General features: G+C 46.6%; 10 protein-coding genes. 7 read left to right on the forward strand and 3 right to left on the reverse strand.

Annotation, left to right across the window (positions count from 1 at the left end; genetic code table 11):
* Positions 1-257: 257 nt before the first annotated feature.
* On the forward strand, positions 258-476 hold the full coding sequence (locus RID53_RS21395; RefSeq protein ID WP_446390014.1) for a hypothetical protein: 219 nt from the start codon (positions 258-260) through the stop codon (positions 474-476).
* A gap of 39 nt (positions 477-515) precedes the next feature.
* On the opposite strand, the gene RID53_RS21400 is transcribed toward RID53_RS21395, so the two are convergent.
* Positions 516-2,177, reverse strand: a complete 1,662-nt coding sequence (locus RID53_RS21400; RefSeq protein ID WP_446390015.1) for an adenylate/guanylate cyclase domain-containing protein — start codon at positions 2,175-2,177, stop codon at positions 516-518.
* A 240-nt stretch (positions 2,178-2,417) separates the two neighbouring features.
* Entirely contained in the window at positions 2,418-3,959 is a 1,542-nt protein-coding gene (locus RID53_RS21405; protein ID WP_446390016.1) for an FAD-dependent oxidoreductase, read from the reverse strand.
* A gap of 386 nt (positions 3,960-4,345) precedes the next feature.
* Between RID53_RS21405 and RID53_RS21410 the strand changes: the two genes are divergently transcribed.
* Both RID53_RS21410 and RID53_RS21415 read left to right on the forward strand, forming a co-directional pair.
* Positions 4,346-5,461, forward strand: coding sequence for a hypothetical protein (locus tag RID53_RS21410; RefSeq protein ID WP_446390017.1), 1,116 nt, complete (start codon positions 4,346-4,348; stop codon positions 5,459-5,461).
* 606 nt (positions 5,462-6,067) lie between these two features.
* Positions 6,068-6,394, forward strand: coding sequence for an element excision factor XisI family protein (locus RID53_RS21415; protein WP_446390018.1), 327 nt, complete (start codon positions 6,068-6,070; stop codon positions 6,392-6,394).
* Between the two features lie 119 nt (positions 6,395-6,513).
* Here RID53_RS21415 and RID53_RS21420 read toward each other — a convergent pair whose 3' ends face one another.
* Entirely contained in the window at positions 6,514-6,927 is a 414-nt protein-coding gene (locus tag RID53_RS21420) for a CU044_2847 family protein (protein ID WP_446390019.1), read from the reverse strand.
* Between the two features lie 244 nt (positions 6,928-7,171).
* Here RID53_RS21420 and RID53_RS21425 point away from each other — a divergent pair, with 244 nt between their 5' ends.
* From RID53_RS21425 to RID53_RS21440, 4 genes are all read left to right on the forward strand, one after another.
* Entirely contained in the window at positions 7,172-10,030 is a 2,859-nt protein-coding gene (locus RID53_RS21425) for a tetratricopeptide repeat protein (protein ID WP_446390020.1), read from the forward strand.
* Positions 10,031-10,222: 192 nt separating this feature from the next.
* The gene (locus tag RID53_RS21430; RefSeq protein ID WP_446390021.1) at positions 10,223-10,396 is read left to right on the forward strand and encodes a hypothetical protein; all 174 of its coding nucleotides are present in this window, start codon (positions 10,223-10,225) and stop codon (positions 10,394-10,396) included.
* Positions 10,397-10,764: 368 nt separating this feature from the next.
* Entirely contained in the window at positions 10,765-11,427 is a 663-nt protein-coding gene (locus RID53_RS21435; RefSeq protein ID WP_446390022.1) for a hypothetical protein, read from the forward strand.
* 390 nt (positions 11,428-11,817) lie between these two features.
* Positions 11,818-14,829, forward strand: a complete 3,012-nt coding sequence (locus RID53_RS21440) for an nSTAND1 domain-containing NTPase (RefSeq protein WP_446390023.1) — start codon at positions 11,818-11,820, stop codon at positions 14,827-14,829.
* The last annotated feature ends 119 nt before the right edge of the window (positions 14,830-14,948 follow it).

Genomic DNA, 14,948 nt, shown 5'->3' on the forward strand with positions numbered 1-14,948 from the left:
ACGTCGGCGGATTCACTGATACCAAAAAGACTCAGAAGGTTTCTGTTTGTGACTACACCTGGAAACGAATTGGGCAATTTGCTCCTAGTAAAGTTGAGCTAATCAGGAGAAATAACGGCTTATGTGTGGCGTGAAAAAAAAGAATTGGATGCCTCCATCCTTCCGGCATCCCGCTATTCCTCCTCACCCTACGAGAGTTGAGGGTGAGGACTCCCGCGAGTACGTTGACTTGTGCTAAACCCCATACTCTTTAATCCATGTCAGAGGAATTCCGCCAAATTGTCCCCACCCCTCCGCCTGCTGCGGATAGTTTTGCCACCTACCAACTCGCTCAAGAGTTTCACCGAGAAACGCAGTATCGTCAAGAATTTGAGTCCTACTGCCAATGGTATCGCCAAACTGCCCAACGCCACCAACAGGAACTCCAAAAAATGCAAGGTGACATCAACCTGTTTAGGTGGTTCTGTCGCCGCTAATGATTCATAAAGTAATAATACTCAGTCAACCATCAATGCTCATAAGTCAATATATTCAATCGTTGGCGAATTCTGCTTTCTCGCCGTGAGCAAATAACAATTCATTTGCCCCTTCCCTTTGACTTGAATCGGACCGCGATCATCAAAATGATAGCGATGCTTGAGGCGCTTATAGGTGTCTTCCGTTACCTGAATACTCCCCGGTAAGCCGTGGGATTCCATACGACTGGCAATATTTACTGTATCTCCCCACAAATCATAAATAAACTTTTTAATCCCAATAATCCCTGCAATCACCGGTCCAGTGTGAATACCAATGCGAATACTAAAGGATTTCCCGGTTTCTTGACAAAATTGCTCAATCACCCGTTGCATATCCAACGCCATATCCGCGATCGCTTCGGTGTGGTTGAGCATGGGCATCGGTAGCCCACCAACCACCATATAGGCATCACCAATCGTCTTAATCTTTTCTAAATGGTGTTCCTCAACCAGTTGGTCAAACTCCGAGAAAATCACATTCAAAATCTCAACCAACTCAATTGGCGAGGTGTGAGACGCCAACTCCGTAAACCCAACAATATCGGCAAAGAGTACCGTCACCTCATTAAAGTGATCCGCGATCGTTCGCTCTTCTCGCTTCAAGCGATGGGCAATGGGTTCTGGCAAAACATTCAGTAGTAAGTGTTCGGATTTTGCCGTTTCCCGATCCAATGTAGTTAACGCAGAAGCAAACTGTCTGGCAATAATTACTGCCGCAATTAATGCGACCAACACAGCCGCCACTAATAATATCGTCGCCGTATAACTGGTGTCATTAATCGTTCGACGCGCTCGATCCGCCTCCGCATCTGCCAAGTTGATTAATTTATCGGCTAGTGCCTGTGCCTGTTGATCAAAATTGCGAATTTTGTCCTGAATTTCTTTATCAAGTCGAACGATCTCTTCGGCAACCGATTGATAAGCATCGAGATATTTTAATGCCTGTCTCCGTTCCGTCTCATTAAATTTAGCACTGGTGTTAATTTGCTCGCGTAACTGTTGCGCTGTTTTAGTCAGCAACTCCATTCTAGCAGGTTCACGAGTGGATAAATATTCCTTTTCATAGGACTGCATTTGATTAACTAATTCCAGAAACTCTTGAGCCTCGGCGAGTTCCAAACGATTCCGCAATAGAGTTAAATTTTGTTCCAGTTGTTCGAGTACACCAACATTATCAAGTCCCAAATTACTCACCAAACCGACCGTTTCCTGGAAACTGCGAGAATATTGCTCAACAATTTCCACATACTCGACTAAATCCGGATTACTCTGCCGTTTAAATATCCCCCCCTGAACCTGAGCCAGAAGCTCTTGCAGTTGGCTACTAATATCGATAACTTTTTCAATCTCTTGGCGGTGTTTGTCGCGAAAGTCATTCAGATTGGTACTGGAAAAATTAATGCTGGGCCACCGTAAAAAGAAATCAATTTCCACGCGACGGGCATTGCGTAACGCGGCATCCATTTCAAACCCGCGTCGTTGAACTTCAATACTGGTGAGAAGCACCGCTTTGGTCTCATTACGCATTTGCCGCAGAGAGACAAAGCCTGTCATTGATACAATGCCAATCAACAACAGCAGCGCAATAAATGCCAACGCAAACTTGGTGGTGATGCTAAGTTTGCGCCCACCTCCAGTCAGGCGCTTCCATATCTTCATAATCCGTTCTTATTTAGTCCTTCGTCATTTGTCCTTAGTCCTAAAGCGCCTTTCGATAACCAATAACCAATGAGCCAGCAATCAAGTTTTGACCCTTCATGACCTTCGGGAAACCTGTTTTGTCGGGGCGGGTTTAGGGATTTTCTTTTTGCGATTGATGGTAACGTTTGTGCAGAACCCGCCCTGATTAAATTTTGCATTATCTCCCCCATCTGACCCACCCTCCTGTACCAAATCAGATTAATAATCTCCCCCAGAACCATAGCGCCATGCATCCAGCCAACGGTGGTAATAGTATTGGGTGGTTGGGGGTAATTGATGTACGGGTTTGCTCATGAATTGTCCTAATGGATATAAGCCACTGTAGACACCCAGATTAATGTAATGCACCATCCAATCTAACAGGGTGGTTAACCCAACTTGGGGAATCACAGGCGTCACCAGTCCCGGTTTAGTTAGGGAAATCAGTGTTAAGGTTTGGAATAGTCCAGAAAACTGCACCACATCTTGCAGGAAGGGGCGCAGTACGTCATCCCCCAACTGTGCCATTGTTTGAAAAACACCACTGAGCAACTCATTGATTTGATTGGGGGGGAGATTTTGCTCAACGCCCACACTCATCGCCCGTTGAAACATCCAGGTAACGGCAATATTCGGCTGATAGGGTTGCAGTAGACTCAAGGCGTCTTGGGTCAAAACGTCGCCGCTAAGGGCTTCCTGGATGCCTTCTGTCAAACGTTTGAGGTGACGCACCATGGAGCCAAATCCGCCAAAACTGACGGGGGATTGAGCGCCACTGCTATCACCCACGGGCAAGATTCGATTCCAGGGCATTCTGATGGGACTGTCTTTGTAGGATGGGAAAAAGCCAAATAACACTCGTTTAAAATCAAGTTGCGACAGTTCCACCCCTTGATAGTCGGGCAATAGCCGGAAGTATTCCTCCATAAAAAACCCCAAGCTGGGGCGTTGGGGATGGGCGTCGAGATAGCTGAATAAGTAGGTGGTTCTGCCATCTCTGGCGGGAAAGGCTTCCCAAAAGTATTGACAATGATTCTGAATGGGTGTAAAAGAGACAATTAAATCTCCTGTATCATTCTGGGTAAAGCCTTGAGCGCAACTACCCACAACCAGACAAACCCCTTCCGGTTTTTCCCCCTGTCGCACTTGTTTAACGATAGGGGAGAAATTGCCCATCGCATCAATCAGTAACCGGGTGTTTAACCCACCCGCCGCCTCGACGCGCACCCCATCCGGATGAATCACCGCCCCCTCGAATGCCGTTTTTTCCAAAAGCTGACCCCCAGCCTCGAGAAACTTGGACTTGAGGGTATCGAGAAGGAAAACCGGGTCAACGCCAATATTCAGGACATCCCGCACCCAGACATCCTCTCCCCCCAAAAAACTCACCCGACCTGGGTTATACTCAGATGCGATCGCGTCCTCTAATTCTTCCGGCGATAATAGGTCAAGTTCCAGGAATACCTCAAGTTCTGGGCGGGAAATATTCCACTCTTGATCCCTCCCCCGCAGAATTCCCCGTTCCAATAGGGCGACGCGCCAGCCTCGCTTTTGCAACGCCGCAGCTAGCAGAATGCCCAAAGTACCGCCACAGATAACGATATCCCAATCGACAGTTCCCAAGGGTTCAGTTGATTCCTTAACCACCTGGGGAATCGGTGTGGTACCGTCTCGCAACGCTTGCCAGAATTGGTCAGCCTTTTGCAAGCCTGCCAAGACATCTCCCGGTAGTTGGGAAAGAATGTGTTCAGTTTGACTCATGACTCTCTCGTTTGGCACAGATGCTCCCTCTACATCCTAATCTGCGAGGGGTTAAAGATAGAAGGCAGAGGGGCAGGAGGCAGGAGGCAGGAGGCAAGGAACAAGGCAATGATATAACGGTTCAATAAAACATGACCCGACTTAAGCTGGGTTCGTAGTAAGCTGTCATGCATTTAAATTGGGAATGGGTAGCGAGCAAGATGCAAAGCCTGCGGCATGGCTTCGCTAAACGCACTACAAGGATTTCGCAATTCTTGACATTAGGGTTTAAATGCCGAACAGCTTAGGCACGAAGCGTGCCAGCAGCGCTAAAGCGCTGACTACAAACTCTCAAGTTGAACCCTCAATTTCGTCTGTTCGCTGTTCCCTTGTTTTAAATCTGAAAAATGAACAAACTATTTTTATTAGCTATTATCGTTATCGGCTCTATGGGATTCGCGACTCCGGCTGTAGCCGAAACCAAAACCGCCGCATCGGGAAACGTTCGAGCTGAGTTTTCCTATCAAAGCCAAGAGTTTTGTTTAGATGACGCCCAATTACAAATCAGTCGAGATGGGGCAATTTTACTGAATCAATCGTCATTAACAGATTTTGGAATTTGTCGGTTGACGGATTTGCAAGTCCGCAACTTAGACGTTAACCCCGAACCCGAAGTGATTTTAGACATCTATACGGGGGGAGCGCATTGCTGTTGGGTTTCTATGATTTATCGCTACGATGCGGCTCAAGATGCCTATACTTTAACCGAACAGTTTTGGGGGAATGCGGGTTACGAATTTAAAGACTTAAATCAAGATAACCTCCCCGAATTTTGGACACGGGACGATAGCTTTGCTTATGCATTTACGTCTTATGCTGGTTCGTCTTTTCCCTTGCAGATTTGGCAGTATCGCAATGGCAAGATGGTAGACGTAACGCGCAGCTATCCGCAACTGATCTACAATGATGCCTATCAACTCTGGCAGCGTTATACAGAAACTGAATATCCCGGTGTGGCTAGAGGAGCATTAGCCGCTTATTTAGCGGATAAATATATGCTTGGTCAAAGTGAAGATGGTTGGCAGCGTGTTCGTCAAGCTTATCAAGGAAATGACAGAGAGTCATTCTTTAAGGATTTACGCAAATTCCTCCAACAAACGGGTTATATTAGAAATCCTGGAGAAACAGCCTATTATCAGCTCGCTGAATTAGAACAGACGGAATTATATAACCAATGTCCCCCAGAAACTAGCTTAAGGACGGCTGGGGAAACGGACAACTATCGTTTTGCTATCTGTGCGGGTGAGTCAGGTCAATATTATTTAGGACAATCGAAACGGACAGGAGATTCGATTACCGTGAAACATAAGCAAAATGATCCAGAGAATTCGTTCCGTCGTGGCGATACGGTTTATCGTTTGCAAATGGATGAAGGTGACTCGGCGAATTTGTATCTGGAAGTCTATCAAAATAATCAGCGATTATTAAGGGAAATGGCACAGCAGGTTTATTCATTGATTTAGAAACGGTAAAAGTTTTTATGATTAGACAACACTGAAGCGTCAATGAATCCTTTATGCAAGGATCTCCACTAGCAAGCTACACCAGAGGTATATAGCAATCCTATTTAGGTTGTGGCAATTTTCAAAACTGGAACCCTTGTTATACCTGGGTTTCAATCCGTTTACTTGTTGCATCCTATTTAGGATTGCTATATAAGCTGTCATGCATTTAAAGTGGGTATTAGTAGCGAGCAAGATGCTTAATGTAGCGAACAAGATGCTTAATGTAGCGAGCAAGATGCTTAATGTAGCGAGCAAGATGCTTAATGCAGCGAGCAAGATGCTTAATGTAGCGAGCAAGATGCTTAATGTAGCGAGCAAGATGCTTAATGTAGCGAGCAAGATGCTCGCACTACGGCAAGGATTTCGCAATTATTGACATTAAGGTTTAAATGTCGAACAGCTTAGCCGTTCCGGTGGAAAGCCTTTCCTAAATTCTGATGTATCCTATTTAACCTATTTACCATTCAAATGTCTAGACGAGATGATCTACATTTTTCAGCTAGCTATCCAGCGTAATAAAATAAATCTACTCGTCTATGAACCAAGTTAGGAGGTAATTCTTCAATGGATAAATCCCTAAGTTATGCAGATATCCTGAAAAAAACGCTGCAAGAGGCGACTATCGCCCAACCTCGTTTACAAGCCATCAAACTCTATCCGGTTTGTGATGTTGATTCGGGTCATTTTTTAGTTTTGGCTACAGGATTGGATAAACAACGGTGGATCGATACCGTTCTATTTCATGCTCGTTTAGTTGCTGATCAAGTCATCATTGAAGAAGATAATTTTGAGGAAGGATTAACTCAGGCACTAATTACCGCAGGAATTAGGAAAGAGGATATTGTGACTAATCAGTATGGCTTCAACCCTTTGTCTCAGAAATCATCCTGATATAAAATCGGCAAAATTGTCTTCAGTGCGATCGCGGATTTTGTCGGTTGGGTTGACTTATGCACACACGCCATTTATGGTAGGGGTACGGCATTGCTGTGTCCTTACAGGTAGCTGGCTTATTTGCTATTAGCGTCTTGTTCAGTTGAGTCCGGAAATGAACATTCGACGGTAATCTTTAGGTTGCTCTTAGCTGTTCCTTTGGTGACATAAGGAACGCCAGCTTCACCACCCAGTTCGATGCCAAATTCTAGGGTAACTTTGTTGACGTTCGCGATCGCCATTTTTTTAAAAGCACTTAAGGTGTAGATTGTATACGCTCGAATTGTGCCTTGAATCGCTCGAAAATTCTGCACCATTTGCCTTTGCGCTTTGGCGACTTCAATGGTTTTGGGAACTGTGGGCTCCTCTCCGTCTTCGTCTTCCTCTTCGTCTTCGGGTTCTGTGGTGATGTCTGGAATGTCTACTTCATCTGTGGCTTCAATATAGATGATGGTTTGGTCGTCGAGCTTAATCGGGATGAGTTGAGGCATGATCGTTTGATGGGGTGGTATGGGTTAAGCTGTTCGGCATTTAAACCTTAATATCAATAACGGCGAAAGCCTTGTAGTGCGAGCATCTTGCTCGCTACTCGTGAGCATCTTGCTCGCTACTAATACCCAATTTAAATGCATGACAGCTTATTGTTTAGCATACTTTCCAGGGCGACAACTGTTGGAGACGATTAGCCGAATGTTTGTCATGATGAGGGAATAACACCGATAAAGATTGTTGGCGATGAGTCGGGATGCTTTGGTTGTTGGTATAAATAAGTATGAGCGATTTAATCCCCTGCAAGCGCCAGGGGAAGATGCGGAAGCGGTAGCTCAACGCCTGAAACAGTATGGTGAGTTTAAGGTAACTCGACTCCCAGGGGTTAAGGATAAGCAGAATAACCGGATTCGGGTGGGTCAGAAAACCAAGGTTACACTGAGTCAGCTACGAAACGCCATTATACAATTGTTTAAGCCTAAGGGTAAATCAGTCCCAGATACAGCGCTATTATACTTTTCTGGGCATGGATTACGGCAGGATTTGGGGGTGGAAGAAGGGTTTTTAGCGAGTAGTGATGTGAATCCAGAGGGGGAAAACTGGGGATTACCTCTACAGTGGTTACGTCGATTGCTGCTCACCAGTGAGGTGCGACAGCAAATTGTGATCCTGGATTGCTGTTACAGTGGGGAGGTTCTGAATTTTGCTGAGGCTGATCCAGGGGAGGGAGGGAAAGCACGCGATCGCTCTTTTATTGCTGCTTCACGAGAGTTCGAGGTAGCCTACGAGGGGATTGATGGGAGTCATAGTGCGTTTACGGCGGCGTTACTAGAGGCGCTGGAACCCAAGTCAGAGCGCTGGGTAACGAATTACACTTTAGTCGAGCGTCTGCATCAAATTAGCTCAGAGTTTCCCCAACGTTGGATTTGTAGCAATTCTGGGGAACCGATTCATCTTACTCGTTGTTTGACGCCACTCATACCTAAGTCAGAGACGCTTCAACCTGAGTTAGCCGCTTCTCCCCATAATTTAAAGCGTAGTGGTGTAATTGAGTTTGTGGGACGCGCGGATGTTCTGGAAAATCTGCACCAACAATTACAGCAAACTGAACGCATCGCGATTTGTGCGGTAGCGGGGATGGGAGGTGTGGGGAAAACGGAATTAGCTTTACAGTATGCTCTACATCACCAGAAACAGGGAACCTATCCCGGTGGCTTGTGCTGGATACTGGCGGGGGATGGCGTTGTCGGAACTCAGATTGTTAGTTTTGCTAGAACTCAATTAGATTTACAGTTACCCGATGGGTTAGAGTTAACTGAACAGGTGGCTTACTGCTGGCGACATTGGCGGAGAGGGGATGTCTTATTTATCTTTGATGATGTGCGAAATTATCGACAGATCAAACCCTATCTTCCCCCTGCGGAATCGCGGTTTAAGGTGTTGATTACGACTAGGCGACAAAAGTTGGGGGCGTCTTTTCAACGAATACATCTAGATGTACTGACTGAAGCAGCCGCGATTGATTTGTTCGTGTCATTGATTGGACAAGAACGGATTGAGGCGGAACCAGAACAGGTAAAACATCTGTGTGAACAATTAGGCTATTTACCCTTGGGATTGGAATTAGTAGGGCGGTATTTACAGCGTAAGCCTGATTTGTCATTCGAGAAAATGTGCCAGCGTTTGGGGTTAAAGCATCGTTCCCTAAATAATCCTGACCCAGATATGACGGCACAATTAGGGGTTGAGGCAGCATTTGAGTTAAGTTGGCTTGAACTCAGTCAAAAAGCTCAAAAGTTAGGTTGTTTTCTGAGTTTATTTGCACTGGCTCCCATCCTCTGGGCAGACGAAGATGTAGAAGAGTTAGAGGATATTGTAGAAGAGTTAGAGGATATTAGGGATGATGAATTGGTGAATCGGAGCTTATTGAAACGGGTAGATAAAGAGAGTTATCAACTGCACCAACTGGTTAGGGAATTCTTGAAAGAGAAGTTAGAGGAATTAACTGAAGCTGAGGAGTTTAAACACAGGTTTTGCCAGGTGATGGTCATGGTGGCACAGCAGATTCCTGAGACGCCAACTAAAGATGATATTGTCATCGCCACCCCGATGATTCCGCACCTAGCCGAAGCCGCAACGACTCAGAAGGATTGGTTAAGTGATAAAGATTTAATTTACCCCTTTGGTGGCTTAGGTCGATTTTATGAAGGTCAAGGACTTTACAGACAAGCGTTACCCTGGCGTAAGCAGTGCTTATCAGCAACCAGAGAGCGTTTAGGTGATGACCATCTCGATGTAGCAATGAGTCTCAACAATCTGGCAGCACTCTACTATTCACAGGGAAGGTATGGGGAAGCTGAACCTTTGTATCAAAAAGCCTTAGAGTTAGATAAACGCCTCTTGGGTGATGACCATCCTGATGTGGCAAGAAGTCTGAATAATCTGGCAAGACTCTACGAATCACAGGGAAGGTATAGTGAAGCCGAACCTTTATATCTGCAAGCCTTAGAGTTGTTTAAACGCCTCCTGGGTGATGACCATCCCGATGTGGCAATGAGTTTCAACAATCTGGCTCTACTCTACAAATCACAGGGAAGGTATGGGGAAGCTGAACCTTTGTTTCTGCAAGCCTTAGACTTGAGAAAACGCCTGCTGGGGGATGACCATCCCGATGTCGCACAAAGTCTCAACAATCTGGCATATCTCTACTCATCACAGGGAAGGTATGGGGAAGCCGAACCTTTGTATCTGCAAGCCTTGGAGTTGAGAAAACGCCTGCTGGGGGATGACCATCCTGATGTAGCAAACAGTCTCAACAATCTGGCAGCACTCTACCGTTCACAGGGAAGGTATGGTGAAGCTGAACCTTTGTATCTGCAAGCCTTAAAGTTATATAAACGCCTGCTGGGGGATGACCATCCTGATGTGGCAATGAGTCTCAACAATCTGGCTGGACTCTACTCATCACAGGGAAGGTATGGGGAAGCTGAACCTTTGTATCAGCAAGCGTTAGAACTGTGTAAACGCCTGCTGGGGGATGACCATCCCAATACAATCACCGTCCGTGAGAATTTGCAAAGAATGCGCGAACAATGGCATCAATAGGTGTAGGGTGCGTTAGGCGCATAGTTTTTATTTAGTTTTATCCCTAACCAAACACCCGTGCGCCGTAACGCACCGTTTTATCGCTGTTGTTTTAGACGTTCCGGCGGAACGTCTCTACTATAGGATGTGTCCTAACCGCTATGGCGGTTGCTGTAATTGGTGCGTTACGCGGCGCTAACACACGATGGCGGCATGGCACACCTTAATTGGTGGATTAGAATTGTAGGGGCGCACCGACGTGCGCCCGATTTAACGATAAATCTATCCCACAATTTTAGCTGTGTCAGTCCACTACTGGCGTGGCACACCTTATTTGATGAATTAGAATTGGTTCGTAGTGAGGGAACCTCAGCCCTCTCCAGCTAAGCGTTATAGCACTAAAGTGCTTACTACAAACCTGAATCATGACGCTCTCTATTGTTCTAAAAAACCATCGCTCCGTACTTGCGTCCCATCACTCCGTACTTACGTCCCATTTATCGGTACTTACGTCCCATTTATCGGTACTTACGTCCCATTCATCCGTACTTACGTCCCATTCATCCGTACTTACGTCCCATCACTCCGTACTTACGTCCCATTGCTCCGTACTTACGTCCCATTGCTCCGTACTAAAGCACCGTGACACCGTACCAAAGCACCGTCCTATTGTATCAACGCACCGTGACACCGTAACCCTGAACCATCGATTAAAATAGACAAATCAAATTATTGTTGGGGAGAACAATTGCCAGATGAGTAGCTATATGCCCCGCTCAGATGCTGACTTTAATAATTGGCAAGGAAATTTTATTGCCACGTTAACTAATTATCTCACCGATTTAGGACTCACTGCCGAAGAAATTACACCGATTACCACCGCTCAAACAACCTGGACAACGGCTTACAATAACCATATTGCCGCCCAGTCTGCTGCCGAAAGTGCCCGCCAAGACAAAGACGATAGCGGTAAACAGTATAAATCTTTATTGCGTCAATTGGTTAATCAACTTCAGGTTAATCCTCAAATGACCGATGCCATGCGCCAAGGATTAGGCATCACTGTCTCTAAATCAACTGCCAGTAGCCTGGGTGAACCGACAACTCGTCCAATTCCTCGCGTAGAAGTGAAAGGACGCTATCAACTAGAAATTCATTTTGTTGACGAAACAACACCCACTCGTAAAGCTAAACCCAGTGGTGTAATGGGGAGCGAAATTTGGATCAAAATTGGTGATCCGCCGCCGACTGATCCGCAGGAATTAACGTTTGTGGCGTTAGATACAGCAACCCCTTATGTGATGGAATTTAAGGGTGAAGATGTGGGGAAAACCGCTTATTTTATGTTGCGCTGGGTGAATAGAAAAGGGGAATCGGGACCTTGGAGTCAAACGGTGAGTATGATGATTCCTGGGTGATGGGGTGCTCTTTGACATTTTTCCCCCTCATCCCCTAACCCCAACTCCGGACCCCCCTAGTTCCCTAAGCTGTGTCTGTCTATTCTTTGACATTTTCCCCCTCATCCCCTAACCCCTTCTCCCACCGGGGGAGAAGGGGAACCGGATTTTTTGGCACGGGGGAGGACAGAGGATGCTTCGCTTTTGTTGCACCGGAGTTGGGGAACCGGATTCTCTTGCTCCCCTCTCCCCGGCGTGGGAGAGGGGCTGGGGGAGAGGGGTTGCGTAACGTAACAATTAAAATGATATAACGTACCCATTAAAATGGTGCGTTACGCTTCGCTAACGCACCCTACGAATAGCCGAATGTTTGTCATGATGAGGGAATAACACCGATAAAGATTTTTGGCGATGAGTCGGGATGCTTTGGTTATTGGCATAAATAAGTATGAGCGATTTAATCCCCTGAACGCGCCAGGGGAAGATGCGGAAGCCGTGGCTCAACGACTAGAACAGTATGGTGAGTTTAAAGTAACTCGACTCCCAGGGGTAAAGGATAAGCAGAATAACCGGATTCGCGTGGGTCAGAAAACCACGGTCACACTGAGTCAGCTTGAAGATGCGATTATACAATTATTTATGCCAGAGGGTCGGTCTGTCCCTGATACGGCAATCTTATACTTTTCTGGGCATGGACTGCGGAAAAGTCGGGGAATTCAGGAAGGCTTTTTAGCCAGCAGTGATGTGAATCCAGAGGCGGGAAACTGGGGATTGTCTCTCCAATGGTTACGTCGATTGCTGCTGGCTAGTGAGGTGCGACAACAGATTATTATCCTGGATTGCTGTTATAGTGGGGAGGTTCTCAATGTTGCTGAAGCTGATCCAGGGGAGCGAGGGAAAGGACGCGATCGCTGTTTTATTGCCGCATCACGAGAGTTCGAGGTGGCGTATGAGGGAATTGATGGGAGTCATAGTGCGTTCACGGCGGCGTTACTCGAGGCGCTGGAACCGCAGTCAGAACGCTGGGTGACAAATCACACCTTAGTCGAGCGTCTCAATCAAGTTAACTCAGAGTTTCCCCAACGTCCGATTTTTGCCAATTCTGGAGAACCGATTAACTTAACCCGTCGCTTGTCAGTAGCCGTATCTGAGTCTATTGAAATACCCCAACCCGCGATTTGTCCTTACAAAGGATTAGCCTATTTTGATTGTAATCAGGAAGACCCCAAATACTTTTATGGACGTACTGCACTGACAGATAAGTTGTTAGATCAGGTTCGACAAGGGAATTTTTTAGCCATTTTAGGAGCCTCAGGAAGCGGGAAGTCATCCGTGCTGCGAGCGGGATTACTGCATCAGCTTAAATTGGGGCGTCGTTTGTCGGGAAGTGAGGCGTGGGAGGTACGAATTTTAACCCCCGGTGAACATCCGTTGCAGAGTTTAGCCTTGGCGTTTCTTTCAACGGAAGCATCAGGAATTGAAAGAGCCGCACAGTTGAAGCAAGGGGAAGAGTTATTAGCTGAAGGTGCAACAGGATTACGGCGATTAGTGCAAGCGTCTACGGCTCCTCGCGTCGTGTTGGTGATTGATCAATTTGAGGAAGCGTTTACCCTCTGTCAGGATGAGGAAGAACGAGAGTTGTTTTTTGCGTGTTTATTGGGTGTAACCTCCACCTCATCTGTTCAAGAGAGTGGCTTAAATCTGTGCATTATCCTAGCCATGCGTGCTGATTTCTTCGGGAAATGTGTTGAACGCAACTATAGCGGATTAGGGCAACAAATTCAGCACAACATGGTAACAGTCACACCGATGAAGCCGGAGGAATTAACCCAGGCAATTGTTGAACCTGCTAAACGAGTAGAATTAGCCGTTGAACCCGAATTGGTAGAGCAGATGATTACCGATGTAGAGGGTTCCCCTGGAAGTTTACCTCTGTTGCAATACACATTGATGGAGTTATGGAACAGGCGAAACAATCATGGCTTAAGCTTGGCAACTTATTCCCAGTTAGGTGGGGTAATGGGGACATTACAAAAACGGGCGACGGAGGTTTACGAGGAGTTCTCGACGCCGGAGAAAGAAGTAGCGAAGCATATTTTTCTGTCGCTGACGCAATTAGGAGAGGGAACAGAAGATACTCGTAGGCGGGTATTGAAGCAGGATTTAGTCACATCGCGCCATTCTGAAGCATTGATTAATCGGGTGGTGCAGCGTTTGGCGGATGTTCGTTTAATTGTTACACAAGAGGTATCAACTCTTAATCAAACATCTAAAACTATCAATCCCAATTCAGTGGTGGTAGATGTAGAACATGAAGCACTGATTCGCCATTGGATAGTATTGCGGCGGTGGTTAAATGAGAGTCGGGATCATCTCCGAGAAAAGCGGAAAATAGAAGCGGCGGCTGAAGAGTGGCGAAGTTGGGGAAAAGCGAAGGATTATTTATTGCAGGGGAAGCGGTTGAGAGAGGCTAGGGAGTTTCAGAAGGAAAAGGTAGAAGGCTTTCCTTTATCAAATTTTGCTAAGGAGTTTATTGGGACGAGTGTTAGACGGAAACAGATTAATCGAGTCAAAATTATAGTTGGTGTTCTGATTATTCCTTTGATTGGGACGGGGTTTGTCGGTATTGGTATTTATAGAGAGAGAACAATCAAAATATACCGGGAAGTCCTTATGGAAACTAAAGGTTCGGAGTCCCGTCAAGCAAGACAAGAAAGAATTGAGGCTGTTAAAAAACTATCTTGGCTCCGTGATACTTTTAACGGTGGTTTACTTCAAGGAGCCGACCTCAGGGAAGCCGACCTCAGGGGAGCCAACCTCAGCAGAGCCTACCTCCAGAACGCCGACCTCCAGGAAGCCCATCTCGGTGGAGCCAACCTCCAGGAAGCCTATCTCGGTGGAGCCAACCTTCAGGAAGCCAACCTCCAGGAAGCCGACCTCAGTGGAGCAGTCCTCAGTGGAGCAGTCCTCAGGGAAGCCGACCTCAGTGGAGCAGTCCTCAGGGAAGCCGACCTCAGTGGAGCCGACCTCAGTGGAGCCAACCTCTGGGACGCCGATCTCCAGGAAGCCTACCTCAGGGGAGCCTACCTCATTGCAACCAACCTCACATTAGCTGACCTCAGTGGAGCCGACCTCCAGGTAGCCTACCTCAGGGGAGCCTACCTCATTGCAACCAACCTCAGTGGAGCCGACCTCTGGGAAGCCGACCTCAGTGGAGCCGACCTCAGGAGAGCCTACCTCAGGGGAGCCTACCTCAGGGGAGCCTACCTCAGGGGAGCTTACCTAACTCCGGCTCAAGTCAAAGTTACTTGTGATTGGCAAGAAGCAAATTATAGTGATAATTTTCGTGCAGAATTAAACTCGTCACCTGATCCTGAAGAGAAAGTTGATTGTAGTCGCTGGAGTTCAGGTGTTGATGACTGAAGCTAAAATTGTGGAATAGATTTATCGTTAAACCGGGCGCAAGGCTTCATTGGTGTCAATTTAAGGTCGAAAACCTATGCTGGTAAGGTTTTCAGTTATGTCTATCTACGGCTCACAAT

Source organism: Coleofasciculus sp. B1-GNL1-01, assembly GCF_040220235.1.
Classification (GTDB): Bacteria; Cyanobacteriota; Cyanobacteriia; order Cyanobacteriales; family Coleofasciculaceae; genus Coleofasciculus.

What these genes read in the sequence shown, in the direction of transcription:
- RID53_RS21395 (WP_446390014.1), top strand. Translation starts at nt 258, where the DNA reads ATGTCAGAGGAATTCCGCCAAATTGTCCCCACCCCTCCGCCTGCTGCG.
- RID53_RS21400 (WP_446390015.1), bottom strand. Translation starts at nt 2,177, where the DNA reads ATGAAGATATGGAAGCGCCTGACTGGAGGTGGGCGCAAACTTAGCATC.
- RID53_RS21405 (WP_446390016.1), bottom strand. Translation starts at nt 3,959, where the DNA reads ATGAGTCAAACTGAACACATTCTTTCCCAACTACCGGGAGATGTCTTG.
- RID53_RS21410 (WP_446390017.1), top strand. Translation starts at nt 4,346, where the DNA reads ATGAACAAACTATTTTTATTAGCTATTATCGTTATCGGCTCTATGGGA.
- RID53_RS21415 (WP_446390018.1), top strand. Translation starts at nt 6,068, where the DNA reads ATGGATAAATCCCTAAGTTATGCAGATATCCTGAAAAAAACGCTGCAA.
- RID53_RS21420 (WP_446390019.1), bottom strand. Translation starts at nt 6,927, where the DNA reads ATGCCTCAACTCATCCCGATTAAGCTCGACGACCAAACCATCATCTAT.
- RID53_RS21425 (WP_446390020.1), top strand. Translation starts at nt 7,172, where the DNA reads ATGAGTCGGGATGCTTTGGTTGTTGGTATAAATAAGTATGAGCGATTT.
- RID53_RS21430 (WP_446390021.1), top strand. Translation starts at nt 10,223, where the DNA reads ATGGCACACCTTAATTGGTGGATTAGAATTGTAGGGGCGCACCGACGT.
- RID53_RS21435 (WP_446390022.1), top strand. Translation starts at nt 10,765, where the DNA reads ATGAGTAGCTATATGCCCCGCTCAGATGCTGACTTTAATAATTGGCAA.
- RID53_RS21440 (WP_446390023.1), top strand. Translation starts at nt 11,818, where the DNA reads ATGAGTCGGGATGCTTTGGTTATTGGCATAAATAAGTATGAGCGATTT.